At 42.3% G+C, this 26,923-nt stretch carries 23 protein-coding genes; all 23 read left to right on the forward strand.

The annotated features are described in order from the left end of the window. Positions 1-3 precede the first annotated feature (3 nt). The 23 genes from dptG (at position 4) to DNH61_RS24885 (ending at position 26,856) form a co-directional block, all read left to right on the forward strand. Positions 4-1,410, forward strand: a complete 1,407-nt coding sequence (gene dptG / locus DNH61_RS24785) for a DNA phosphorothioation-dependent restriction protein DptG (RefSeq protein ID WP_181438860.1) — start codon at positions 4-6, stop codon at positions 1,408-1,410. Further along, positions 1,391-6,589 (forward strand): DNA phosphorothioation-dependent restriction protein DptH, encoded by a 5,199-nt coding sequence (gene dptH / locus DNH61_RS24790; protein ID WP_181438861.1) that lies wholly within the window; start codon positions 1,391-1,393, stop codon positions 6,587-6,589. The genes dptG and dptH overlap by 20 nt, the downstream gene beginning before the upstream one ends. A gap of 198 nt (positions 6,590-6,787) precedes the next feature. After that, a complete protein-coding gene (gene dndB, locus DNH61_RS24795; protein WP_111149652.1) occupies positions 6,788-7,876 on the forward strand; it encodes a DNA sulfur modification protein DndB in 1,089 nt (362 codons plus the stop codon). After that, a complete protein-coding gene (gene dndC, locus DNH61_RS24800; RefSeq protein ID WP_111149653.1) occupies positions 7,873-9,369 on the forward strand; it encodes a DNA phosphorothioation system sulfurtransferase DndC in 1,497 nt (498 codons plus the stop codon). Before dndB ends, dndC begins: the two co-directional genes overlap by 4 nt. Before the next feature lie 17 nt (positions 9,370-9,386). Beyond that, entirely contained in the window at positions 9,387-11,384 is a 1,998-nt protein-coding gene (gene dndD / locus DNH61_RS24805) for a DNA sulfur modification protein DndD (protein WP_111149654.1), read from the forward strand. 5 nt (positions 11,385-11,389) lie between these two features. Then, positions 11,390-11,767 carry a DNA sulfur modification protein DndE gene (gene dndE / locus DNH61_RS24810; protein ID WP_111149655.1) on the forward strand — a complete coding sequence of 126 codons (378 nt, stop codon included), beginning with the start codon at positions 11,390-11,392 and terminating at the stop codon, positions 11,765-11,767. A 17-nt stretch (positions 11,768-11,784) separates the two neighbouring features. Then, on the forward strand, positions 11,785-12,915 hold the full coding sequence (locus DNH61_RS24815; RefSeq protein WP_111149656.1) for a cysteine desulfurase family protein: 1,131 nt from the start codon (positions 11,785-11,787) through the stop codon (positions 12,913-12,915). A gap of 55 nt (positions 12,916-12,970) precedes the next feature. Beyond that, positions 12,971-13,144 (forward strand): hypothetical protein, encoded by a 174-nt coding sequence (locus DNH61_RS26550; RefSeq protein ID WP_181438862.1) that lies wholly within the window; start codon positions 12,971-12,973, stop codon positions 13,142-13,144. A 261-nt stretch (positions 13,145-13,405) separates the two neighbouring features. Next, positions 13,406-14,221: an HNH endonuclease gene (locus DNH61_RS24820; protein ID WP_111149657.1), complete on the forward strand. Its 816-nt coding sequence runs from the start codon at positions 13,406-13,408 to the stop codon at positions 14,219-14,221. A gap of 410 nt (positions 14,222-14,631) precedes the next feature. Next, positions 14,632-15,018: a hypothetical protein gene (locus DNH61_RS24825; protein WP_111149658.1), complete on the forward strand. Its 387-nt coding sequence runs from the start codon at positions 14,632-14,634 to the stop codon at positions 15,016-15,018. Further along, positions 14,990-17,155 carry a restriction endonuclease-like protein gene (locus DNH61_RS24830; RefSeq protein WP_245948319.1) on the forward strand — a complete coding sequence of 722 codons (2,166 nt, stop codon included), beginning with the start codon at positions 14,990-14,992 and terminating at the stop codon, positions 17,153-17,155. The genes DNH61_RS24825 and DNH61_RS24830 overlap by 29 nt, the downstream gene beginning before the upstream one ends. After that, positions 17,083-17,409 (forward strand): hypothetical protein, encoded by a 327-nt coding sequence (locus DNH61_RS26895; protein WP_245948320.1) that lies wholly within the window; start codon positions 17,083-17,085, stop codon positions 17,407-17,409. The genes DNH61_RS24830 and DNH61_RS26895 overlap by 73 nt, the downstream gene beginning before the upstream one ends. Positions 17,410-17,585: 176 nt before the next feature. Then, the gene (locus DNH61_RS24835; RefSeq protein WP_111149659.1) at positions 17,586-19,442 is read left to right on the forward strand and encodes a pre-toxin TG domain-containing protein; all 1,857 of its coding nucleotides are present in this window, start codon (positions 17,586-17,588) and stop codon (positions 19,440-19,442) included. A 15-nt stretch (positions 19,443-19,457) separates the two neighbouring features. Beyond that, complete coding sequence (locus DNH61_RS24840; protein WP_111149660.1) at positions 19,458-19,925, forward strand: SMI1/KNR4 family protein; 468 nt, start codon at positions 19,458-19,460, stop codon at positions 19,923-19,925. A gap of 172 nt (positions 19,926-20,097) precedes the next feature. Continuing rightward, positions 20,098-20,484 (forward strand): immunity 22 family protein, encoded by a 387-nt coding sequence (locus DNH61_RS24845; RefSeq protein ID WP_111149661.1) that lies wholly within the window; start codon positions 20,098-20,100, stop codon positions 20,482-20,484. 113 nt (positions 20,485-20,597) lie between these two features. Next, positions 20,598-21,011, forward strand: a complete 414-nt coding sequence (locus DNH61_RS26555; RefSeq protein WP_181438863.1) for a hypothetical protein — start codon at positions 20,598-20,600, stop codon at positions 21,009-21,011. A gap of 146 nt (positions 21,012-21,157) precedes the next feature. Then, complete coding sequence (locus tag DNH61_RS24855; protein ID WP_181438864.1) at positions 21,158-21,619, forward strand: pyridoxamine 5'-phosphate oxidase family protein; 462 nt, start codon at positions 21,158-21,160, stop codon at positions 21,617-21,619. 236 nt (positions 21,620-21,855) lie between these two features. After that, entirely contained in the window at positions 21,856-23,658 is a 1,803-nt protein-coding gene (locus tag DNH61_RS24860) for a pre-toxin TG domain-containing protein (RefSeq protein WP_181438865.1), read from the forward strand. Positions 23,659-23,662: 4 nt separating this feature from the next. Further along, entirely contained in the window at positions 23,663-23,992 is a 330-nt protein-coding gene (locus DNH61_RS24865; protein WP_111149664.1) for a hypothetical protein, read from the forward strand. A 41-nt stretch (positions 23,993-24,033) separates the two neighbouring features. Next, positions 24,034-24,396, forward strand: a complete 363-nt coding sequence (locus DNH61_RS24870; RefSeq protein WP_111149665.1) for a hypothetical protein — start codon at positions 24,034-24,036, stop codon at positions 24,394-24,396. A 611-nt stretch (positions 24,397-25,007) separates the two neighbouring features. Beyond that, on the forward strand, positions 25,008-25,430 hold the full coding sequence (locus DNH61_RS24875) for a hypothetical protein (protein WP_484216272.1): 423 nt from the start codon (positions 25,008-25,010) through the stop codon (positions 25,428-25,430). A gap of 124 nt (positions 25,431-25,554) precedes the next feature. Next, positions 25,555-26,028, forward strand: coding sequence for a hypothetical protein (locus DNH61_RS24880; RefSeq protein ID WP_111149666.1), 474 nt, complete (start codon positions 25,555-25,557; stop codon positions 26,026-26,028). Positions 26,029-26,163: 135 nt separating this feature from the next. After that, on the forward strand, positions 26,164-26,856 hold the full coding sequence (locus tag DNH61_RS24885; RefSeq protein WP_111149667.1) for a nuclease-related domain-containing protein: 693 nt from the start codon (positions 26,164-26,166) through the stop codon (positions 26,854-26,856). Positions 26,857-26,923 lie beyond the last annotated feature (67 nt).

Genomic DNA, 26,923 nt, shown 5'->3' on the forward strand with positions numbered 1-26,923 from the left:
ATTATGAGCTACCATCTTAACATAGACAAGATCCGAGAAGAATTTAAGTTTGAAAGTTCGATAAAGCATAACCCCAAAATGGTGTTCGAGTATTTACCTTACACAACAAAATTCAAAGAAACACAGTATAAATTTAGAGAAGTTACCGGAGAATTTATGCGCCTGATCGGCCAAAAGAAGTTACCAGAGGCCGTTGACGCAAATAAGTTATTGAACAATGTACTTGACTCTATTACGTTTGCACAACCGAATCAGCGCGGGGAATTTAAACAGATGGTTAAAACTCTATTTTTGGATGAGAATGACCAGCTTTATCTGTTTCATCCTCAAACCCTGTATTACATAAATACGTTAGAGAATGAGAATAAGAAGTTGGCAATGTTTCTGTACAATGTTCTTTGGAACCAAAATGAAGCTTGGTCTGTTGATTCAGCTGTCCAGAAAGAGGCTGACTTAATGAGTGCATTGCTCTTTAGGTCTCTACCTGAACTAGCTGTTGTTAATGATGCGAAGAAAACTTATGCTGTTATGCTTCCTGAAATCTCTGAGTTGTTTAATAAGGATTTTCAATGGCTTACTTCAAAGAGTGAGCTTTTTACTCAGCAGGTTGAGAAAATAGTTACCTATTACTATTTCTTCTATGTCACACAATTTGCACTTCGAAACGAGTTATTGTTTGCTCCCGTAGAGCAGAAGATTCGTCCCATCTATTTTACCTTCGAGGAAGAAGAACGTTTATCGAAGACACGGGTAAGCTATGAATATGGATGGAAAAGCTTGGAGATATCAATTGGTCGCATGTTCTCTCATATCAATTTTCTGAAGATGTTGAATTGTGCAACCAACAACGATGGCGATTCAGCAAACAGTACCCCTTTGTCATATCAGGATATCGCTAAATATGTTTGCCTAATGAGTGAAGAAGAACAAGTAGTGTTGGAAAGTGAATTGGATAGATTGATAGAGGAGTATAAGGAAAAGTTATCTGGTGACAGTAAATGGATGCTAATGGGTACTGTACCAGATCGTTATGACCTATCTCCCCTAAATAAAATGAATCATTTGTTCCACATGATCGATCACCAATTTAATCAGTCTTCCAGGTCAAAGCCTTACAATGAGTACAAACAGTGGTTTGTGCATTTTTGTCAAAAGACTTTTTTGAAGTCGCGAGGTAGGTCAGGGAAAATGTTGATTTTGGATACAGATTATTTGTTATTTATGACTAAATTGATGATCAAAGATGAAAATAAAATTCGTCTAAAGAAGCTTTTTGAAGAGTTTGAGGCTCGTGGCATGATATTTGATCGAGATACGCAAACGGCTATTGTTGAGTATTTCAAAAAAATAAATCTGCTTGAGAAAAAAAGTGATAGTGGGGATGCTATTTATGTCAAAGCATTTTTATAATTATCTAGCTGAACGGATTGTCCATTTTTTTGGGCAGATTAATATTCAGCCTGGTGATAAATACCATATACAATTTGAACGTACAGAACAAGTAGAAAGTCTTGTCGAAGAGATAAAGAAAATGTCTTCAGCGGAACCCTTCTCTATCCCGACCGAAGGAGGGGATTACCAATCTTTTTGTCTGATATGTCAGAATAGTAAAGTGCTTATTGCTTCAAACTCGGATGAAGTAACCCCGGATTTCTTAACAACTCTACGGAATAAAGTTGGAACTCTAGAAGAAAGTTTCAATGATAAGGCCATGTTGTTAATTCATAACTCAAACCTTGATAGTCTAGTTGAAGGTATGACCTCGTTCGCTAAAGAAGGTATGCCGTTTCATATTAATCTAATTGAGGAGAATCTCCATGAAATGATGGTGGACTCAAAGCTCACTCCATCGGAAAAGCAAATTTTAAAATTTAGTATGGAGACGAACAGAGCTCAACAAGGGATCCATGAACAAGTGACTTTGTTTGATTATGAGAAGATCCTGACTGTCCTGAACAATGGAAAACTTGAGCTTGATGATTATAAAGATTTTGGTCTGTTTGTAGACTCTGAGCTATTTGAGACTCCTATGACAGATAAGCAGATCCAAGGTCGATTATCTGAGAACCATAATCTCTTTAGCCATGTAGAAATGGCCCATCAGTATGGCCCTGTCGATATTAGCTTAGAAAGACATTTTGATGAAAACGGCGTAAAGATTTTATCGGCATTAGATTGGCAGTCAACCGACTTTGGAAACGTAAGACGTTCTAACCAGAAAAAATTAGAGGGGAAGGGACTTGAGTATCTTGAGGCAACAAAAAAGCTGACTTTGGAAGGGTTGGTATATTGGGAAAGAGCGGATGGAGAATCGAAAAGTAAACAACGAAAAAGAAATATTATTGTATTTAATCCAGAGCAACAAAATACAATTACTATAGAACTTCAATTTAGTGATTTCATCAAAGCACAACATATTAATGACAATCTCATTAAACATAAAATTAATTCTGAACCGTCAGGCAAGAAGCTAAAGGTAGTATTGTCCCATGAACCTGGGGAGACAACTTTTTATGGTGTGAGATATAAAACAGAGGTTTCTCCTACCTACGAATTTAAGATCGCAGTTGTTGAGACTACAGAAAAGCTGCTTCAGGCGATTCAGACTTCTTATACGATTAACCTCGTAAAAACGAAGTCCAAACATTCTAGTATTCTAATTCATTCTGACAATGAACAATGGATATTTAACAAAGATGAACCTGATGTCAAAAAGGTCGAACTCGCAGATGAATTTGAACATAATCAGTTCGAAATCACCGATTCCGAAGAATTGGTAGTTTCGAAAAATGCTGAACATTCGAACGACGAGGAACATATCCATTTCGCTATTAAGCTACCTAATACTACAATTCCGCTCTCTGTTCAGGATGTAGTCGAACGCCCTGTTCCGATTGGCGGATTTAATGTTTGGAAAATGAAGAGGGAGAAACAAGAGCACTTTGTATATCGGCTTGAGAACGATAAGATGAAAATCGTCCAAGGTACACGAGAGACTTATGCACAAGGAGAGTTTAAGAAGAACCTTGAACGAGAACTTAAAATTATTGAAGATAACCATTTATATTTTATAGAGGAAGCTGGCGAACTTTTCCCAGCGCAAATCAACGTACCAGACTCTGTTAAAGAGGCATATATTGATTTACTTCGCTATTTTCGTGACAACCAGTTGCTTCCTAGCTTAGCATATCTGGATAGAGAATATTATGTGTTAGCTAGGCGCTATGTTGAGGCATACATTAAGGAGCTAGATCATTTAAAAAATGGACAATCGTTGAACCAATCACAACGTGATTTAGTCTTACTGGGTACAATCCGGAAAGGACTTAAAGACCCAGAATGGTTATTTACGCCTCTTCATCCGTTGAATCTAGCCTATCAGATTCAGTTAAACGATCTGATTAGTAAAGAGATAATAAATGACGAATTGCTTCGTTCCTTAAGATCTACTCTCCTTATGCCGTATGTATCTTTTAATAATGGATTATATAAAGCGATCGAGTCTGTCGATTCCTATGAGTGGACAATATACATTGACCAAAGTTTGCCGAGGTTCGAGTCATCTAAGATGTTTGTAAATAAGCTTGTTCAAGAGAAGATTGAGGAGTTTACAGAACACTTCTCGTACTTGTTTGATCTAGATTACCGTGCTCCATTAAAAATCAACACAATTAATATGGGGGATTGTCAAGAGATTCTGCAGGGGCTATTCGAGTACTACAAGCGACAACTCAAGAGAGAACTAGTTAAAAGAGAGCTATTACCAATTGAGCTACACATATACGCTGAGAAGGGTATAAATAATGTATTTGAGGAAATGTCACAATATACAGATGCTGAAGAAATTGCACGAAATTTCAACCTGAAGTTAGAATTAGAAGGATACCATCCCGAGGAACTGCTCAACATTTTTCGTGACCAGGTGAAATTTTACTCGCGTGATTTAGCAGCCAGTGAATATGAATATAGTCATATAACATTTTATCAAATGAGTAAGATTGAACAGGTAGCTACAAGCAATGCATCTGAAATGATCACGGGGGTCTCTCTATTTGGTCTGGTATCTGGTATTCCATCCGTATTTATCAACCAAGATTATAAGACAGGATTTGGAACCAAATACTATAGAACTACTGAAGCTCCATTACTTTCTCTAGTACCCAAACTTAACTCGCTGCTGCGTGTTGCACAGACGCTAGATAATTATCAAGAAGATATGAATATTGTAACGGCGATTTCTGCAGAACACAAAAAGAAGTTGGATGCCGTTTATGATACAGCTCACTGGGTAACATTTATTGAACCAAAGGTGGATCTAAGTTTCTTTAAAAATAACGATACACAAAAGGATCTTCTAGTTATACATTATAGTGACCAGTATACCTCTTCAAGTGGTTTTGATGCGATTACTGTAACCAGGCGCTCAAAACAATATCAACGGCTAATTAAAGAGTTCTTATTTTCTCATGAAATTACTACAACTGATGAGGTATTACCACCAATCATTAACTTCTTTAATGCTATTAATGGGAACTGGCTGCTTCGCTTGTTGGCACAGAAAAATCAATTTCCTAAGGAGAAAATAAGTATTCTGTCAGCTGTCAAACTAGCATTAGCTGCTTTCGCCCATCGAGATATCATATGGATCCCCATATCAATGGAGGAAATCTTACGTATTTCCGGCGGAACAGGGTTACGACAGTCTGAAGGACTTTTCTCAGTTAGAAACCTGGGTAAGTTCGGCTCATACAGTGATGATCTGCTACTCATTGGTGTTGAACAACAAGATAACGATCTGTTTGTACATCTCTACCCTATTGAAGTTAAGATCGGAAATAATCCACCTTCTGTTTATGAGAAAGCTTATAAACAAGTTAGTGAAACGAAGATGCTTCTTCTTGATTATTTAGTTGCAACAGAAGAAGATCCATTCAAGGCGAAACTATATCGCAACTTTTTTATACAGTTGGCGATTGCAAGCGCGGAAAAAATGGATTTGTATGCGATCTGGCCTGAACAATATTGGGGAACTATAACAAATAGTAGTTTGCGGGAAAGACTGCTCAATGATGATTATAGTATTACTAATGCTCTACAAGAGCATATTGGAGATGGTGCTGTCATCTCCTTTAGAAAAGACTGGTTTTTCACAGAAGTAAAGAGAAAAGATGATGTGCTTGTGTTTGATTATCCGGAAAGAAGCGGATATGATTTCATTATAAAAGATATTGAGGAGATTAAGGAACATATTCAGAGCGAATATGGGGACATATCTGCTGAACAGTTGCTATCCAGACTATATCTGCCGATACAAACGGTACAGGGTAAGTCTGTTGAGATTGAAAGTGAATATCCTCAAAAAGTTGCTGAAAATAACTCGGATTACGCTATCTCAAAAGAGACAACGGGTTTAATCGATTCAGTGAATACGTTACGGGAAACATATCCTAACAAGCCAATGGAAATCCTATTCGGACATAATGCACAGAATCAAGAAGAAATTAAATGGTATCCCACGTCGACAGATAAGGTGATGCACACTAACACAGGTATTATCGGGACCATGGGTACGGGAAAAACTCAGTTTACAAAGTCGTTGATTACGCAGCTAAGTCGAAATAGTATAGATAACGTGAACAAGACACCGATTGGAATTTTAATATTTGATTATAAAGGTGACTACATTAAACCTGAATTCACAGAAGTTACAGGGGCTAAGGTTTATGACCTTTACCATTTGCCATATAATCCGCTTTCGCTGTTTGTCACGAATCCACCTCGACCGCTGCTCCCTGTTCATACTAGTAGTTCGCTGACGGATACTATTTCAAAATCTTTCACGTTAGGTCAGGTACAAGTAAACACTCTTAAAGGGGTTATTATGGATGCCTATAATCAAAAAGGCATACTTAAAAATGATGTATCAACATGGGGAAATCCAGCCCCGACACTAAGTGATGTCTATGACATTTATTCTGGGCGAGAAGACTTTAAAGTGGATAGTTTGTATGCAGCTCTCCAAGAGTTGTACGAGATGGAGGTTTTTGAACCGGATTCATCAAAAACTATACCATTATTCGATATGATTAAGGGAATCACCGTAATTAATCTATCAGGGTTTAATCCTAGTATTCAGAACTTAGTAGTGTCGATAACTCTAGACGTCTTCTACAATCAAATGCAAATGCAAGGGCATAGCTCAATAAATGGCAATTATCGCGAAATTAGTAAAATGATCTTGGTTGATGAAGCAGATAACTTCTTGAGTAAAGATTTTACTTCTATTAAGAAGATACTCAAAGAAGGTCGTGAGTATGGCGTAGGCACGATTTTGTCTACACAGTTCCTAAGTCATTTCTCAACTTCTGATAATGACTATGCCAATTATATTTTGACTTGGATTGTGCATAACGTCTCTGAATTGTCTGCTAAGGATATTCGTATGATATTTAATACACAGAGTAAGGCAGAGGAAGAGAACATTTCGAGCCGAATTAAATCGCTACAAAAACACTACAGTATTGTAAAAGCAGGTGCTGGTCAACCAGTTTGGATGAGGGATCGAGCTTTTTGGGAACTAAACAAGTGATTTGTTTTTGATATTTATAAAGTGCCTGGCATATTTAAGTCTTTTTCTAAATCCTAGTACTACAGTGGATTTAGAAAAAGACTTTTTTCATAAAAAATTACTTGATAATAAGGATCTAAATAGTTGAACATTTGTTCGTCCTACGTTAAAATACATTTACAAATCAAATTATTACGTACGTAATTGGGGGGATCGCGAATGAATTTTAGTTATACCTTTCCTGCTCTAAGAGGGATACAAGCTGGTAGAGAATTTTACACCGTCATGTGCCCATTACGTCTGATACCGAAGATCTTCCTCTTTGACGAAGAAGAGATCCCCGCAGAACATCGGGCCCAGCGGTTAATGAATAAGGCGAGAATTCCGGATATAACAAATTATATTCTGGAGAATCCAAAAGACTATATATTCTCCTCACTGACCGCTTCTGTTGATGGGGAAATGAGTTTCAAAGAAGCCTCCACTGAACTTAAGGATATAGGTTACCTAACCATATCGCTCGATTCTAGATTTTTGATTAATGACGGTCAACATCGTAGAGCGGCTATAGAAGAAGCTCTGAAAATTTCCCCTGATCTCGGGGACGAAACGATATCGGTAGTGTTTTTCCACGACTTGGGGCTAACACGATCTCAACAGATGTTTTCAGATTTAAACCGTCATGCAGTTAATACTACTTCCTCAATTGGTATATTGTATGACCATAGAGACCAGCTCTCATTAATTACAAAGGGGTTAATATCTAACATACCTTTACTGGAGCGTTACACAGATCGTGAGAAGGTCTCTTTGTCTAAAAATTCACCGAAGCTATTTGCGCTTAATCATATTTTTAATATGACTTCTCGCCTTCTGAATAAACGTAAAGGCGATATGGTCTCTGAGCAGGAAAGAAAATATGCTACGGAGTTTTGGAGTTTGTTATGTACTTCAATACCAGAATGGCAAGATGTTTTATTGAAGAAAATATCACCTAGAGATCTACGTGTCCATTCGGTTGTGGCGCATGGAATATTTTTGGAATCCTTAGGCATTATAGGTTACTACCTTTATCAGCATCACCCTGACGAGTGGCAATCCTTCATAAAAAGACTCCATATTATAGATTGGAATCGTGAGAATAAAACGGACTGGCAGGGGAGAGCTTACAGCAATACTGGTCGGATTAATAAAAACGGTGAGACAATACAGCTCACTGCAAATTTAATTAAGTCAAAAATTGGCCTCCCCCTCACAGAGCAAGAACAGAACATCGAGAACAGATTCAAGGAGGCCTTTAAAGCATGAGTAAATTGGAACTTAATATTTTTAATACTGATACGAAATTTATAGAAGCCAAAAATTTAGTGAAAGAAGTTTATCTAATGGATGCACGTCCTTGGGTAGTTGGTTTTAGTGGGGGCAAAGACTCTACTGCCGTAGTTCAACTTGTCTTTCAAGCTCTTCTAGAACTCGACCCCTCTGAACGTCATAAAAAAATATACATCATTTCTTCAGATACCCTTGTTGAGACACCTCTTATTATTGATAAAATTACTCGTACCTTAGGTCGTATCCAAGAGAAGGCCTTGGAACTAGGGTTACCTATTGAGACTCAGAAAGTACGTCCGAAAGTTGAGCAAACCTTCTGGTCATCCATTATTGGGAAGGGTTACCCAACTCCACGTCAAAAATTTAGATGGTGTACTGATCGTTTAAAGATTGAACCTGCAAACCGCTTTATACTGGAAAAAGTCGATCAGTTCGGTGAAGTGGTAATGTTACTCGGTGTGAGGGATTCAGAAAGTTCTACACGCGCAGGGGTCATGCAATCCCATACAATTGAAGGTAAGAAGCTTATGCGCCACTCGACCTTAAGAAATGCGTTTGTATTTGCTCCTATCCGGTCCTTTGATGTCGATGATGTGTGGGAATACTTACTCCAATATGAATCCCCATGGGGAGATGATAACAATGAACTGCTTGAACTCTATCAAAATTCTAGCAGTGAATGTCCTTTAATCGTGGACAAAGAAGTAAAAGAGAGCGCGGGTTCCTGTGGGAATAGCCGCTTCGGTTGCTGGACCTGTACAGTAGTGAGTGAAGATAAAGCGCTGAGCGGCTTTATTAATAATGGTGTGGACTGGCTACGCCCACTTTATGAATTCAGAAACTTCCTGGTGAAAATTAGAGAAGACCAGTCCAAAAGGCAGAAACAACGTATGAACGGAGAAGTTTACCTCCTCCCTCATAATGAGAAAATAGAAGAGTGGCATATTGTAGTGAAGAAGAAAGAACTCGGGGGTTACCTTGAAAAAAATCAAATTAACTTAGCTACTGTTGAAGATTTGAATATCATAATTGAAGATGAGGATGGTTCCTACAAACGTTTCGGAGTTGGTCCTTTTACAGTAAAAGCACGCGAAGAGATTTTAAGGCAGCTATTACGAACCCAAAAACAAATAAGAGAGCTACATGATCCAACGATCGAGCTGATTAGTTTTGAAGAATTGAAAGTTATACGTAAATACTGGCATGAGGACCTACAGTGGGAAGATCGCTTGCCATTGATAGTTGAAGAGGAAACAGGAAAAGTTTATGACTGGAACCATAATGATCGTCCCGTGTTTAAAGATGACCAGATAACTGATCTTGAGACAATATGCAAAGAAGAAGGCGTTAATATGAGCGTTCTTAAGCAATTAATATCTGTAGAGAAGGACTATTCTGGTGTAAAAGTCAGACGGGGGTTATTCCAAGCATTCGATAAAACGCTTAAACAAGACTTTTTACATTTATAAAGGTGGACTAGCCTCTCATGCAGATTACAAAATTGCTGTTGAATAATATTGGAGCTTATTACGGGAACCAAAACATGTTCGATTTTAGAACAAATAAAGGTCAAAATGTAATCCTTCTTGGAGGGAAAAATGGTGCTGGGAAAACAACGATATTAGAATCACTTAGAATCGTATTATTTGGTTCGATGGCTTATGGTTTTGTTAATGAAAATGAGCCTTATTTTCGCAAAATCTCTTCTTTATTAAATCGAAAAGCATTAGAGGAAAATGTTAATTCTGATTTCCGAATAATTCTCAACTTCACCTCTACTGAAGAGTTTGAGTTGAATCAGTATACCCTAACTCGGAGTTGGAGAATAAAGGGTCAGAAGTTAAAAGAAGACTTTTATGTTGTTAGGAATGGAAAGGCATTAAGTAATCAGGAAACTTCAGATTTCCAGAATCGTTTGAGAGAGGAAATGCCCCCACGACTCTTTGAACTATGTCTATTTGATGGGGAGGATATCTCTCGAATTGTATCAGAGGAAAAAATTCCCGAATATCTTGGCGAGTCTGGGAGGATTCTGTTTAATTTGGACCTCTTCATGAACTTAGAAAAAGATCTACAAACTTATCGAGCGCAGTTTACACAAAAAAGTAGCAGTTTAGCAGAAGAGATTGCCGAGCAAGAGAAACTGGAAAAACAGATTGCGGATTTCCAACAGAGTGTAGATGATAAAGTGTCTTTAATTTCGGCCGAAAAAGATGAGATCAGTCTACTTAACGATGAAATTAGACAACATAAGCGAGATTTTGATACTCACGGTGGGTTGTTACACGAGCGGAGACTTGAACTTGTACAGAAGGAAAATGAAATTGAAAATCGGCGAAAAGCTAACTCTGAACGAATTCGTTCCTTTACTAATACTATTCTTCCTTTTTACATTGCGCGAGAATTATTAGGGAAAGTGATCAAGCAGTTAGACCTAGAGAGGGAGAATGAGTCATTCGAGTATGCTTCTTCAGCTCTGGAAAAAAGTGAAATATCTAAACTGATTTATAAGTTACAGCAAGCAAATTCAAAACATACTGTAGATCTGGATATCGATCAGTTACATAACGGTATCTTAGACATTATGAGGCCTGAAAACATTAAGCTGTTGCATCGGGCTTCTTTCGAGCAACGAAGCAAAATTCATAACATCTACAACCAAATTAAAATGATAGATCCTAGGAGTTATCTTCAGCTTTTTGACCAAAATTCAGAGATGTTGGTTGAAGCTCAACGAATTAGAAGGGCAATTGAGTTGAATGACAAGTCGAGTGAATTCAAAGACTTATTAGAGCAGATTGAGGTAAAAACGAAGAGGGTTGAGCAACTGCGCTTACTTGTTGAACAACAGGAAAAAGAAATTCAAGAGACAAAAGATATTATTAATATACAATCCACAGCATTAAGTAAAGTAAGAAATAAAATTCGTGACCATTACAAAGCTGAGGATTCATATGTCATGACAGAGAAGTTGTTGATTGTCAGCAAACGTTTTAGAGAAAGACAATGGCGGAAAAAATTGGATGATGTTATTAATGAGGCAACAAAAATGATTAACATCCTTTTCAGAAAAAAAGCCTATATTGAGCGAATATATATCGATCATGCTACCTTTGAATTATCTCTCTTTGATCGTCAAAAACAGGAAATTACAAAGGAACGTTTGTCAGCGGGCGAAAAGGAAATGTTAATGCTCACTGTTATTTGGGCCATGTTTAAAGTATCGGGTTGGAAATTACCCTTTGTCTTTGATACTCTTATGGGACGCTTAGATCAAGATCATAAGAAGGCTTTGATTGAGCATTTTATACCAAAATGCGGAGAACAGGTCTTGATGTTCACTACTGACTCGGAGATTACAACAGAGCATTTTAATTTAATCAAGGATATTACCGCGAGGTGTTATACTTTGGATTTTGAAGAAAAGTTCGACAGTGTAAGCATTGCTCAAGGACGCTACTTTAACATGAGTCAGGGAGAGTAACTACAATGAACTTTACTTTGAAAACTTCTAAGTATGCAAAGGAAAATCTTACACAATTACAAGCATCGACTGGTATTACACCAAATATATTAATTCGATACGCCGTTAGTCTCTCTTTACGCAGCAATGCATCTGAAGAAAAGGTTGAACCACCTATCAAGGATTTCTCAGATGGACTGGTATTGAACAGAAACACAGTTACTGGTGAGTACGATGATGTTTTTAAAGCTCTAATTATACAATACGCTGAAAAAGAAATGACCGATGAAGAATACTTCCCTGGTTATTTTAATGCTCATCTTGAGCGAGGAATTCGCTTGCTGGCTGCTGAGTATAAGAGTGCTGGTAACTTTGAACGCTTTATTCGGGCGTTATTACTCTAAGGATGAAGGGGATATAGATGCTCTATTTAGATAATAGTGCTACTACTAAGATCCACCCTGAGGTGCTAGATGCGATGATGCCGTATCTTAAAGAAGAGTACGGTAACCCATCAAGTAAGTATTATTCTCTGGCTGAGAACGCTAAAAAAGCAGTTGCAAGAGCACGGGAACACGTAGCTGCGCTTTTTGGGTGTGATTCCGATGAAGTTGTCTTTACGAGTGGTGCAACGGAGAGTAACAATATGATTATTAAGGGTGTTGCCGATTATTATGGTAGTTTAGATGATGCAAATAATTATTTACTGACTACTAAGGTTGAACATCCATCTGTAATCGAAACTTTCAACTATTTAGGTGATCGGGGTTATGAGGTTTCCTTCTTGGAAGTTGATCAGTATGCTAGAGTTGATTTTCAGAAAATAAAAGAAGGTATTGAGAAGAGACCTCTGCTTACTTCGATTATTTGGGGAAACAATGAAGTGGGTTCAATAAACCCGATTAACGAGATTTCTGCTCTCTTTGAAGAGAATGGTTTATTCCTACATACGGATGCTACTCAAGTAGTGGGAAAGGTACCAGTTAATCTAAAAGAGACGAAAGGAATCCGCTTTCTATCTATGTCTGGACATAAAATTGGCGGTCCAAAGGGAATTGGGGCTGCTATTGTTCGCAAACAATCGAACGAGATTTTTACCAAAATCACACCTCTACTGCATGGTGGTGGTCAAGAAAATAACTATCGTAGCGGTACACTAGCAGTTCATAATATTGTAGGCCTTGGTAAAGCTGCAGAGCTTGCATTAAATAAATTAGAGCAAAATGTTAATCGATTAAATGAGCTAGAGAACTACCTGATGAATATATTAAAGAGTAATTTTTCCGGGAGAATTAAGTTTAATAGTGATGTTAAAAATAAGATACCTGGATTGATTAGTATACAATTTATCGGAGTAAATAATGAGCTGTTGCTTAAGAAGCTATCTAATTATGTAGCCCTCTCCACTGGATCGGCATGTAGCGCTACTAAGCCAAGTCACGTTTTAAGTGCCGCAGGCAAGTCGCTAGGAGAGATACGCCAAACAGTCCGAGTCACTCTAAGTCCGAATTTGAGTGAGAGTGATTTAGATTTCTTTAAACAGATTCAATAATAATACGGAAGCACAGGAGTACCGGGCGCATGATTTTTACCGGAGTATTGAGCTGGTGAATGTGGGGGCGCTGCCGTTACTGCCGAGTGCGACCACGCTTGTGGAGGAGTTCTTGGACGAGCTCATCATGGACAGCCCGGAGAAGGCTTATGAGTGGTCGACACGCCCGAGAGGGATGGATTTATCATGTGCCGCTGCGTCGGCATATTGTGCGGAATGGATTTGGTGAATCTGCATGTGCGTCTCGATAGAGAGCAAGGGAGCGGATGTGCTGCAAGCCTCGCTATTCCAAGAAAGTTTAACGATACAAAGCTACGTTTTACATCAACTTTCAGCTCTTGTTCTATGAATCTACTGTTTAATGTAAAGATCATTGAAACTTTGGGTGCCTCGTTGCAATATGCATATGCTCGATGCCATGGAGTGAGAAGAAAAATGCTTCGAGTCAAGGAACAAGTCTGATTACAAAGAATGAACATGGGGGGACGCAATGTCTGAAGGTAATGGAAGACCGCCAATTCCTGAAGATATAAAGCGGGAAGTTCGTCAGAGGTGCGGATATGGTTGTGTTGTGTGCGGGAATCCTTTATATGAGTATGATCATATAAAGGAGTGGGCTGTTGTAAGGGAGCATGTTGCAGAGGATCTTACCTTATTATGCGACCAACACCATAAAGAAGTAACCAACAAACTTCTTCCACGAACAAGAATAATAGAAGCGAATAAAGAACCCTATAATATTAAAAATAAGGCGAGCAAACCGTACATTTTCCATTATAGTGGAAATAATTGTATTATGGACATAGGGTCGAATATCACTGAGTTTAATACTTCAGAGGAATTAGATGATATAAAAGTATCAATGATAATGATCGATGGAGTGTCTTTGTTAGGTTTCCGCATTGAAGGAACTAATTTATTAATTCATGCAAATGTTTTTGATCGACACAACCAATTAATTCTCCAGATATATGATAATGAGCTTGTATATTCGATATCACCCTGGGATATAGAGTTTAAAGGTAACAAACTAACAATTAGAGAAGCAAGCAGAAAGATATTATATTCTGTTCGTTTTGATACGCCTGATCGAATCACTATTGAGAGTGCTAACATTTATTATAATGGCGTCAAATTAGATGTTACTAAGTCTGGTATAAAGATAAATGATAGGATAAAATATTCAGGTCAAAAAGGAAAGGCTTTTGTACATCCTGGTTCCGCAGTAGGCGGAATTGTGATTGGTTACCCTTCGGTCAGTCTACCAGCTATTCTTGTAGTTACCGATGTGGATCGATACAGTTAGTTAAAGATTATTTGCCTATTCGAAGGAGCATAATATTAGCAAGGTTACTTTCAAACATTTGGTGAAGGCTGGATTTCTGAGCCTGCTTCCTTCGTCCTCGAAAAGAAAATGAGTGACGAGCATAAGTTGAAGCAAGCAGGAGTATTAATATTATTACTTAAAATTAAAATTAAGTAAGTATTTGGTGTAATTATTGATATGGAGTTGTCTACATTTGATTGAAAATGAGGAGCATTATACTGGGAAGATACTTACTAAACTAGACAAACAACGAGTACCCGTCTGTCACCGAGGAGGAAGCGCAGGCTGAGCTGGCACCGAATGATTTTCTCCGTTCTAGCTATCTCAAGCTGGCGGATGCTTATAACCCGACGTACAAGACACTCATTGAAGAGACGACGCAGCAGCTTGTGGCGATTAACAATATTCTTGAGTCGATTCATTCGCATGTTGGCTTCCGGATTCGGGACGCAATCTGCTTCTATCTGATCTACAACGAGCAGGCTGGGCTGATGACGCGTGAGCAAGCCTTTGATTATCAGCTCCTGCAGAAAATCCTTCCTCGCATCCAAGGCAGCAATAAGGCTGTGCGGCAGGTGCTCCTGCAGCTGCTTCAGATCACGCTGGGATCAGCAAGAAGGCTTGATATGAGCAGTCTTGAAGAGGATGCTTCAAGTCTGTGGAGGAATGTAGACCAAGCGGTTGAAGGAGCGGCCTACGCGCAATCCGCCCGCAAAATCGTCTTTATGCTGCGGAGGTTGGATGAAGATGGCTTCACCTCATACTGGCTCTCCTAACCGCACGGTTGAGCTGCTTCGCATCGAGACGAACTGGTTCAATCTGTACCTGCAGGGCAAGCCATTTCACCCGACAGTTGAGGCGCTGCAGCTGCACCGCCGGGACGACGCGGGATGGGTGGAGGCGCGGCTGCAGCCGCAGTCGCTGCACAGCGGGCTCGAGCTTCGCTCGATCGCGCTTTTTAACCCGGAGCAGCAAGCCTTGACGGATTGGCAGGCGGGGGATGCGTGTCCGCCGATATTTTTTGAAACGCAGGGCTATGAGCTTGTGGTCGAGCTGGAGGATGACGTGGCGCTCACGTTCTACCACGATAACCAGCATGTGCGCGAAGCAGTGCTTCCGAAGGGACGGCGGCTGCTCAGCGGGGTGCTGAATTTTCAGAACGAGGTCGGCTATACGGAGCTTGAGCTTAGGCGAGACGGCAAGCCGGTGTTCCGGCTGCAGCTGGAGATTTTCCCATCCAAGATGGACTACCAGAAGGACTACGAGGCGATCCTCCATGAGGTGAATGGACAGATCTATAATCTGTCGTTCGACTTCCTGCGCAGAACGTTCCAGCTCACCGGCCTGCGGGAGACGCGCCACCAGAGTATGACGGAGTTCTTCGTGATTCTTCAGCATGTGTTCCAGCAGCTGGTGCAGACGATCGAGCGGATGCAGAGCGCGCCTCATCACCGGATGCGGATGGAGAATCGGTTGGTGGACGCGGCACGGGTGAAGAAGGCTGGCCGGGAAAATATCGCTTTTCTCGCAAAACGTCCTCATTATCTCGCTCAGGATAACCAGAATGGTCTGCTGCGGCTGGGCAATCAGCGCTATACGCCGACCCATGTGCTGGAGACGAAGCGTCATGTGGACTATGACACGATGGAGAATCGTTTTGTCCGCTGGGTGCTGCTTCGGATCGAACGCCGGCTGCGCAGCATGAAGCTGCTGCTGAACAAGAAGGACCGGGCGCCTGACCCAGTCCTGATGAACAAGCTGAACCGGATGCAGAGCGATATCGGGCGGCTGCTTAAGCTGGATTTCCTGCGGGTGGGCGAGATGCGCCAGATGACGGTGACGCTCGTGCTCCAGATGGCGCCGGGCTACCGGGATGTGTACCGCTATTACCTGATGCTGATGAAGGGGCTGTCGATCCAGGACGATCTGTTCCGCCTGTCGATGAAGGATCTGGCGCAGCTGTACGAGTACTGGTGCTTCCTGAAAATCCACGAGCTGCTCAGCCGCAAGTACGAGCTGGTCAAGCAGGATGTGGTGAAGCTGAACCGAGGCGGCCTGTTCGTTACGCTGCAGCGGGCACGTGACTCCAAGATGGTGTACCGGAACCCGAGGAACGGAGAAGTGTTCACGCTGTACTATAATGGTCTGCCGCCAGGGGATAAGAGTGTGACGGTGGGGCAGAAGCCGGATAATGTGCTGACGCTGAAGAAGCAGGATGCGGCTGTGGAGTACAAATATATTTTCGACGCGAAGTACCGGATCAACCCGGCCTATGAGGGCACGTCCTACCGAAGCACCTACAAGACGCCAGGCCCTCAAGAGGAGGACATCAACACGATGCACCGGTACCGGGATGCGATTGTGTATCAGGCGAGCCGGGAGCAGGGGCAGCCGGAGGCGGAGCGGACGATGTTCGGCGCGTATGTACTGTTCCCGTATCCGAATGAGGAGGAGTACCGGGCGCATGATTTTTACCGGAGTATTGAGCTGGTGAATGTGGGGGCGCTGCCGTTCCTGCCGAGTGCGACGACGCTTGTGGAGGAGTTTCTGGATGAGCTCATTATGGACAGCCCGGAGAAGGCCTATGAGCGGTCGACCCGCCCAAGAGGGACGGACACCTATTATGCGGATAAAATGAGCGGCAAAACCGTGCTCGTCGGAGCACTCAGCCGTCGGGAGCAGCTGCAGGATCTGCTGACGCATCGATTTTATCATGTGCCTTTGCGGCATTTTGTGCGGCATGGGGATTTGGCGAACCTGCAGGTGGTGGGCATCTACCAGTCGAGTACGCTGTTCGGTCCGGAGCAGGCGGGCGTAAGGTATTACGGGCGGATCAAGTCGTGGAGCATCCTGCCGAGGGACAGATCCATGAGATTCCGCTGCGCCGGGGTGCGCCAACGGAGCTGTATGTGAAGCTGGAGGTTGAAGAGTGGAAGGTTAGGCGACCGCCGATCGTCCCCGGCGGGCACGGCGTGCAGAGTATGCTGCTGACCTCGGCGTATATGTTCCAGCGGGCGAAGGAAGTGGCCGAGCTCCGGCTGGAGACGGAGGAGCAGCTGCGGCAGTGGCGGGAGAAGCGCCGCCTTGGCAGGCTGAACGTGAAGTGGGACCGCTATGAGGTCGATCAGGCATCGGAGCTGGAACGGCTGGATGTGGTGGAGGAGTAGAGCAGAAGCACGCTAGGAAATGGCGAACTTCTGCTTTTTTCTTGTCTTATCTCATGTCTCCACTCTTTCTTTAGCAAGATTTTAACAGGGATATACAGGAATTTATGGGGATTAAGCGAACTTTAATATGCTTATGAAACCGGCTTGGTACGGCAGAGGACAAGGAAGTGGGACAGGTGTCACGGTTGGAGATAGATTTCGATGGGGTAGCCCAAAGTATAAACACGTTACATAACGGAGCAGTGAACAAGCTGTCGTCGGTGACGGGCAATGTGCGCAGCATTGGAAACGGCGTGGACGGTCAAATCAAGGCCAGACGCGGGATCGGCGGCAGGCTGAGTCAGGCGGCAGCCGATGCGCAGAGCATCCATCAGAAGCTGATGAGCGTTGAGACCTTCATGAGGCAGTCCAGCGACCGCTATCAGACGATGGAGAGGCAGATTCAGCAGCGAATCGCGATTCTCGGCACGATCGGTGTGATGTCCGCGAACCTGGATGCTTTCAACCGGATTAGTATATCTGACCTGGAGCTCAAGATTGCGGGGCTTGAAAAGAGGCTCACTGCCTTCATCCCGGCTTTGTTTGACCTGATTAAGGACAGAGACAAGCCGCTTGATATCCGGCAGTTGCTTGTGATGGCGGGAAGTTTCGTGACAACGATTGGAGAGCTGACGATCCGGCAGATACAGCTGCTGGTGAAGACGGTCACGACACCGCTGCCCATTGACGAGGACATGCTGGAGGCGTTAAATAGAGAGCAGTACCTGTATCTCGTGCGGCTGTCGATGAAGGAGGGCCCGGAGGGAGACTGGGCAAGGCAGCAGCTGATCGAAGCGCGGGCTTTGCTGGACCGCTTGCGGATCGCCTATATCGGCATTGGTGAGAAAACAGCAGCCATGGATATGATGGGCCTGTATGCAGCGCTCAGCAACACAGCCGACCTGCTGCAGCAGCTGAACAGCATGGGACTTCTGCCGGAGAAGGAAGTGTTCACCCCGGAGGAGCTGGCGGCCCAGTACGAGTATGATGATAAGCGTAAAGATATGGTCGTCATCAACGGGTATGGTGAGGTCATTTCTGTTAACCAAGAAAACCTGGACGAGCTGCTAAGAAGATATAAGGCTGAACGATGGGGCAATCTCAATCCGGCTAAAGTGTATGACCCGCGTTTCAATAGGAATATTAAAGATTTTTTGGACTATGCGATCTCGCTAGGGTATGATCCGCGGACCTTCGAGTACGTAGGGGCGGATATTAAGAACGATCCATTTGCTGAAGCATTTGTCGCCAGCCAGCAGGGGGTGAGTGACAAGCACGGTGAAGAGGCCAAGAAGCTTCAGGATGAAGCGATCGGATATATTTCAACAGGGCTTGATAATATACCGGGAGTAGGGAACTTTAAATCGGCTATTGAGCTCTTGGCAGGAAAGACGATGGCTGGTGATGAGTTATCGAACGGCGATAAGGTGCTGGCAGGGCTAGGAATAGGCTTGCCATGGCTCCGCAGGACCGAAGATTTCGTCAGCGGCATCGCTAAGCACGGCGACGAAGCGCTCGATGCGATCACAGGTGCTGGGAAGCATGGGGATGATGTTGCTAAGGGCGTGGGTGATCTCGACAATGCATTAAAGCATAAGGGTTATGTTAGGGATATCGAATCTATCACAGATCTGCCGATTGGATCTAACCAAAGGGCGTTTTTAAAGGATGCTCTGCAAAATAATAATTACACTAAGTTAAGTCCGGAAGCTCAGGCGCTTCACAGAAGAGAATTTAATGCAAATAGATCAAAAATCATCAGTGAATGGGAACAAAATACAGGACAATCTTGGCCCAAATATACTGAACCCGTATACTCTAAAGATGGAAAGATATTGAGGAATGTAGGAGATAATTATGATGCACACCATATTATCGAGAGTAGCTATGGCGGGCCAAATACTTGGTGGAATATGCATCCAGCGTCGTTCCCTACACAACATCAAGGTGGTATTCATAGGTCGGGCGGGCCTGCGAGAGAGATTTTCGAATAAATGGGAGGTTTTTAAATGTCAGATTTCTCTTTCTTGAAAAATTATATATTTGTCGAGGGAGATGCAGAGGCAAACAAAGAAAAACATGCTTTTTATCCGTTAAAGAAACATGATATCGAAAATGCCGAATTAAGGCTCGGTTCGAGTTTCCCGAAAGAGCTAAAAGACTTTTTCGAACAAATTGGTTATGGTTTTATTTGTAATCCCAATAAGAGTGGGGTAAATCGGTTGATGGATCCATCAAGTATTGTAGATTTTATGCTTGGCGAAGGTGTTTATGAATATGATCCAGACAGAGAGATTTACGATACTCAGAACTATTTAGTTTTCTTTGAGGTCTCCGAAGGCACGTATCTGACAATGGATCTTAATAATGATCAACACGAGGAGGGCAGTGCTATATATTACTTTGGTGAGAAAATTGCCAGTTCACTTAAAGACTTTTTAGTTAAAATGGACTCTCAAACCGATTATTTTTTATAAATCTGCGATCTATGTACTATTCAAACCTTGGTCGAGCGTTCGTTACTCAGACAAGGTTTTTGTTTTGGCCAACATTATATTCTCTTATCCCCTCGACATCAAAACGTACCAAGATCGAAACTTATGTGCTAAAAATGCATACTGAAAACAGCAGGTTAGTAGGAGGCTTGACATGGAAAAAGAAGGGTTTGTATCTCTCTGGGTTGGGAATGTCCAGTCTTTCGAGGAATTGAATAGATTACTGACTGTTTCTTATTCGGATGAGGGGGATTTTGCTCCTTCAATATTCGCTAAACACTTTGAGATTCGTAGATATGACGATGCTGTAAGAGAAGCGGAATATTATGAAGAAGCAAGTAATGACTTAAGTCAATTACTTGAAGGATTCTCATATGATGAAGAGATTATCCCGAAATTTATTGCTATAGAGCAAGAAGGGTTGCCGAATGAGTCTAATGCAGTGGTTTTACTGTATAATTTTCAATATGCTGGGGCAGTTTCCGAATCAACCATTCTATCGAATTACTTGAGATTCGTAGGTGCAGTAAAATACAGATAACGGGTATGGCAGTACCGTAATATTTGAGTCTTAATTGGCAGGTGGTTTCACTGAAGAAAAGATACATATCCAAGCTGTCTGTTCAAGAATGTGAAACGGCTTTTAGAGAATGTGTGGACTTAACGCTTTTTGATGACTGGAGTGAGCACCACTCGGGCTGGATTAAGCGAGGATGGTTCAGTATAAGTTACAAGAGCGGGAAAATTCGCATGTACAATCCCGTATTCAACAAGGTCATTGGGAGAATTAAGACAAGGAAAGGCGTCACGATGGTTAGCTTTAGGACGTACAGGGGGCTTACCGATATTTTGTCACTGGTTATATTATTTGCGGGGTCTTTCGCCCTTATATTGGCAACCAGCAGTCAGGTTCTGGACATCGGGACAATTGCGCTGTTGTCCTTGTTTTGCTGCAGTTTAGCGGCTGTAATCACGTATACGTTCACCTCGTTATCCTCTGAAGGGCGGGAAGGCGAAGAATATCTAATTAATCTCTTGGAGCGTGTTCTGGAGCTGACGGATCGATGAAGAGGACGTAGAGGGGCATCACTACCATTCCGAGTACGACGAGCAAGAAATCAATATTCTAAGCAAATACAATTGGCGCAAGTCACCTCTGCAGGAAGAGGATTAAAGCCGGGTAAGCCCTGAGCAGCTTAAAGGACGTGTGAAACGTGAAAATCATTAGAGATAAGAACCGCAGCTTTGATCTGGAGCTGTTTTTGCAGCAGCCGCTGTTTGCCCATCTGTCAACGTTGTCCGATGAAGGGCCTCGCGATTCGCCTGTCTGGTTGGATTGGGATGGGACTCACATCTGGATAATCGGCAATGCTAACGACAGTTTTCCGAGGAGGATTCGAGAGCATCCATCATGTGCGATAGGCATCATTGATTATGATCAGAGGAGCGGTAAGGTGCTTCATGCTGGGTTTCGAGGACAGGCGGTAGTGAAAGAGTTCGATCTTGCTATAGCAAGAAGGCTGTTGGCCAAGTATCTGGGAAGCGACGAATCGAGCTGGGACGTCAGATTTCAAAATCTCGACAGCAGCAATGTGCTCATATGTTTTACACCTGAAACGGTTGTGGTGCGGGATCAATCCTATGTGCCTAGCAGTGCTGACGCAAACAGTATTTAACCGAAGCAGTATGCAGACCAGGGGTTCTGGGTGCTGCTGCTTTTTTCTTGTCTCTGCTCTTTCTTTAGCAAGATTTTAACAGGGATATACAGGAATTTATGGGGATTAAGCGAACTTTAATATGCTTATGAAACCGGCTTGGTACGGCAGAGGATAAGGAAGTGGAACGGGTGTCGCGGTTGGAAATAGATTTCGACGGGGTAGCCCAAAGTATAAACACGTTACACAGCGGAGCTGTGAACAAACTGTCGTCGGTGACGGGCAATGTGCGCAGCATTGGAAACGGCGTGGACGGTCAAATCAAGGCCAGACGCGGGATCGGCGGCAGGCTGAGTCAGGCGGCAGCCGATGCGCAGAGCATCCATCAGAAGCTGATGAGCGTCGAGACCTTCATGAGGCAGTCCAGCGACCGCTACCAGACCATGGAGAGGCAGATTCAGCAGCGAATAGCGGTTCTCGGAACGATCGGCGTGATGTCCGCGAATTTCGATGCTTTTAACCTGATCAGTATATCTGACCTGGAGCTCAAGATTGCGGGGATTGAAAAGAGGCTCACTGCCTTCATCCCGGCTTTGTTTGACCTGATTAAGGATGCAGGCGATGGCAAGCCGCTCGATATCCAGCAACTGATTGCGATGGCTGGGAATTTTGTGACGGCAATCGGGGAACTGACAATCCGGCAGATACAGCTGCTGGTGAAGACGGTCATGACACCGCTGCCCATTGACGAGGACATGCTCGAAGCTTTAAATAGAGATCAGTATCTCTATCTGGTACGTCTCTCGATGAAGGAAGGCTCGGAGGGAGACTGGGCAAGGCAGCAGCTCATCGAAGCGCGGGCGCTTCTGGATCGTCTGCGGATTGCTTATATCGGCATTGGCGAGAAGGCAGCAGCCATGGATATGATGGGCCTGTACGCATCGCTCAGCAATACAGCCGACCTGCTGCAGCAGCTGAACAGCATGGGATTGCTGCCGGAGAAGGAAGTGTTCACGCCAGAGGAGCTGGCGGCCAAGTACGATTATGATGACAAGCGTAAAGGTATGGTGGTCATTAACGGGTATGGTGAGGTCATTTCTGTTAACCAAGAAAACCTGGACGAGCTGCTAAGAAGATATAAGGCTGAACGATGGGGCAATCTCAATGCGGCTAAAGTGTATGACCCGCGTTTCAATAGGAATATTAAAGAATTTTTGGACTATACGATCTCGCTGGGGTACGATCCGCGGACCTTCGAGTACGTAGGGGCGGATATTAAGGACGACCCATTCGCTGAAGCGTTTGTCGCCAGCCAGCAGGGGGTGAGTGACAAGCATAGTGAAGAGGCCAAAAAGCTTCAGGATGAAGCGATTGGATATATTTCAACAGGGCTTGATTTTATCCCGGGTGTAGGCAACTTTAAGTCATTAGTTGAGCTAGCAGTAGGGAAGACGATGGCTGGTGAGGAGTTATCCGGCGGGGATAAGGTAATGGCATGGCTAGGAATAGGCTTGCCATGGCTCCGCAGGACCGAAGATGTAGTTAGCGGCATTGCCAAGCATGGCGACGAAGCGCTCGATGCGATCACAGGTGCTGGGAAGCATGGGGATGATGTTGCTGATGGAGCGGGTAAAGCTGCAAGGATTAAGAGTGCAAAAGAGGTTGAAATAGTTAATCAAAGAGGAGAATCTCTTGGTGAGTTTGATGAAATTGACTTGAACAAAGGGATCTTCTATGAAGATAAGTCTGCTCAAGGTCTTAATAAGGTTAATCCTAAAACAGGATTACCTGCACAAACACCGCAAGAATTTGCAAACAAACAGATACTTACAAAAACGCGCAATCGGATTTCTGCACTAGAGAACGCTACATCGACAAGAACAACTGTGAATGGGTCGCAGGAGATACCGACACTTGAAGAAATAAAGGGTATTAAAGAGTTTGTATTTAGACTAGACGGTGATACACCCGAATTGCGACAAGCTGTTTACAACAGCGTTAATAAACTCAAAGAAGAATTTCCAGACTATAAATTTAGTGCGACTTTTGGAGGTGAATAGGTAAATGTCCATAAGTGTAGTAATACATGAACCACAAAATGATTTTGAAAAAAGTTTCTTTATTCCAGTTGCTACGGAATCGTTTTTTAAAGAGTGTTGGCAACCTGCGATTGAAGCACTAGGGCTGCAATGGACAGACCTCTTTTCATCAGGTGTCGATGTAGATGAGGAAGATGTGCCATCAATAATTGAGGAACTCATTCAAATTAAAGACTGGGCAGCAAAAAACTTAACTGAGGAACAAAAAGATAAAATGTTTGAAAGGATAACAGGGCTTCAAAATAAATTGCCACTTGCATTTCAGCGCAAAAATGCCGTTGTTTTTATAGGGTAGAAAGGTTAATGTTCATATGTGTTTGAGGATGGCGAATGAATATGAAAATAAATGCTTTTATTGAAGAATACGATTTGCATGATAGCTTAATAAAAAAGAATCAGATTAACGGTGGGAAACTGGTTCTTGAAATCGCTCTGTGTAATTGGAGACAAAATAATTACAGCCCTAACGAAAATGAGATGAAAGAAATCAAGGTGGTCTTCGGTAATGTTCAAAGTTATTACTTAGATTCAACAAATGATACAGTAGATTCTGATTCTATTATGGAGATTAATTGTTCGGATGTAGATTCTTCTCCAACATTGAAGGACATTAAAATCGTCTTTGAAGGAGAAGAGGGCATTAAGATAATGACATTTAGAAGTGACAGTGTAACCGTAGAGCACGACAGTTTATGTTAGTGAAAACCCAGATCGAATTGGAAAGTCAAGGGTGGTTATATTTGGAGCTTAATGGAAGTATTTTGGGGCAGAAATATAGGAAGCGGCTTGCTTTATTGGCTCTAGACTGATATAAACCAAGGCAGAACCGGAGACCACACCTCTTCGGTTTTTTACTGTCTGATATTGGTGGAACAAGCCAGAGGCTTCCGAATTCATAGCAAACTATGGAGGTAAAAAAGGAATCTTTATGCAGGTGGGGGAAATATTAACGTAATAAGATCCGACGCGCAGTATACCATTTTGGAAGATATTTTTACGGATGAAGATAGAGAGGATATAGTGTGCAAGATTGATACTGTAGAATTTCTGAAAATACTCTTAGTCTGGGCAAAAGTGAATATTGATTATAAGGCCTAGAGGAGCATTATATCAAAAGATGCAGCAGCGTCAGCGATAGATTGGGTCGATCAAATATGGAACAAGATCAGATAGCATGGAATATCGGAGGTCAGTGAGATGGACTGTGAACTGCTTCTAGTCTCAGATTATTTGAAATATCCCTATATATACAGGGAGTTATCTGCTTAGAAAGTTGTCTTGACCTTTTACTTACAAGGAGGGAGTCCGCAATGGAAAGCATGCATAGAGAGCTAGACGACCTACTATCGGGCGAAACATCAGTGGATTCGTGGTACGATTATGGCTGCATTATTGCAAGCGAGATTCTATCGGAGTTCAGCCTGGAGGATTGGGAGGAGCTGTCTAAGAGTGTGGCTAATATGCCACTGGCATGGCAGAGAAAGCTCGCCTATTGTATGGATAGCAGCTGTAATATGCATGAACTAAAGATACTGTTGGAGCTGCTGAATACTGAAGATGAAGAGCTCTTCGAAATTTGCATTGATACGTTGAGAAGTTTTACAAATCCGGAAAGTAAACAGCTGATAGCAGCCAATCCGTCCATATTGGATCGAATAAGTAATTTGAAGTCGAAAGCAAGTCTGCCTGTCAAAATGATTCTGGAGGATTTCCTTAAAAAGATTTATTCATAGGACTGCCAACCGGCTGTACAAAACCGAGTATGATAAGAGCATGATAAATGAAGAGATTAGGATTCGATTCCAAAAACCCCAGTTAATAATCGTAGCTGATGGTTTTTTTGGAGGATAGAGATGCATGGATTTTGAATTGTTTTTAGGAATGAATATAAGTTGTGAATCATTAGCAGAAGCGCTAGAGAAAGTAATCGCCGGAGATCTGTATGAGAAGGTAAAGGTTGTCAATAATGCTGAAGAAATAGTTATTGGGACTGAATGTTTTTCAATGGCTATTGAAATCGAAGATATTTCGGACATAGCTTTCGTTAGAAGTCACTATGAATTAGATGTTAATGTCTGCATTAGAATTCAGTTATTCGGCAACAATCATTCTCAGGGATTAGAATCTTTATTTAGCATTATGGGTGCTATTATGAAGAAATTCGAGGGGAATTTGTTGCTTTTGGAAAATGGTTCGAAACAGCTGCTTAGAAAAGAGGATGGTCAGTTGATTGTCAATAATGACTTGGATCAATACCAGGTAAAGTATTTGACAGCAAGTTTACTAAGCCTACTTAACCATTCTTATAATTATAAGATACTGATAAATTAGGTCCTTCAAACGATTTAGTGAGGCTGCCCAGTGAGCCGATTTCTTGGTTGCGGCTGATTCTGTGGTAAGATGGAAGAAAGTTTGTATAGTACGTCATATAACCATCCTAGTTTTTAGACAACAGGAGATGTGAACATGCTAGGTAAATTACTCGCTATATTTAAGGGGAAATCCACGACAGTATCTCAGGCACCTATTAAGAAGAACAGTACCAGTCCCAAGCATAAAAGGATTGAATCTACTCGCATTGGCGAGCTCGGAGAGCATAAAATTAATATCCAGCTGGATCAACTTCCCAAGGATTGTAAGTATTTAAGTGATCTGTTAATCCCGAATGCAAAGTCCCGAACAGGCTATGCACAGATCGATCATGTTGTTATCTCACCCTACGGCCTGTTTGTTATTGAGACAAAGAACTATAATGGTGAAATTAAGGGTGGCCGCAGCGACAAGCAGTGGAGCGTGAGCAACCGCTTCAAGATGTATAATCCCCTTATGCAGAATTACGGTCACATTAAGGCGCTTGAGTCCCATCTCGGAAAAATTAATCAAATAAAATATATCTCTATCATATCCTTTACGATGCGATGCAGATTCAGTATTGATCCGGACCTGCGAAAAATCCATTCCGATGAACTGATTGTCTATGACGTAGAGCTATCAGAATTTATTGGCAGAAAGCTAAAGAGGCTGGAGGCCGAGCATTCATCTGAGCTTCTTACCGAAGAGGATATAAATCAAATTTACAATACACTAAACCGCCTTAATATCACCGATTCACAAACAAAAGCCGAGCATGTTGAGAAGATAAAGAGGAGTAAAGGCTAGGGCACATCATCCCAAACCCTACAGCACCCAAGAAGCTGCAGGGAGGTAGGCAGATGAGGAGGAGTAT

The organism is Paenibacillus sambharensis, from assembly GCF_003233845.1.
Lineage (GTDB): Bacteria > Bacillota > Bacilli > Paenibacillales > Paenibacillaceae > Paenibacillus_I > Paenibacillus_I sambharensis.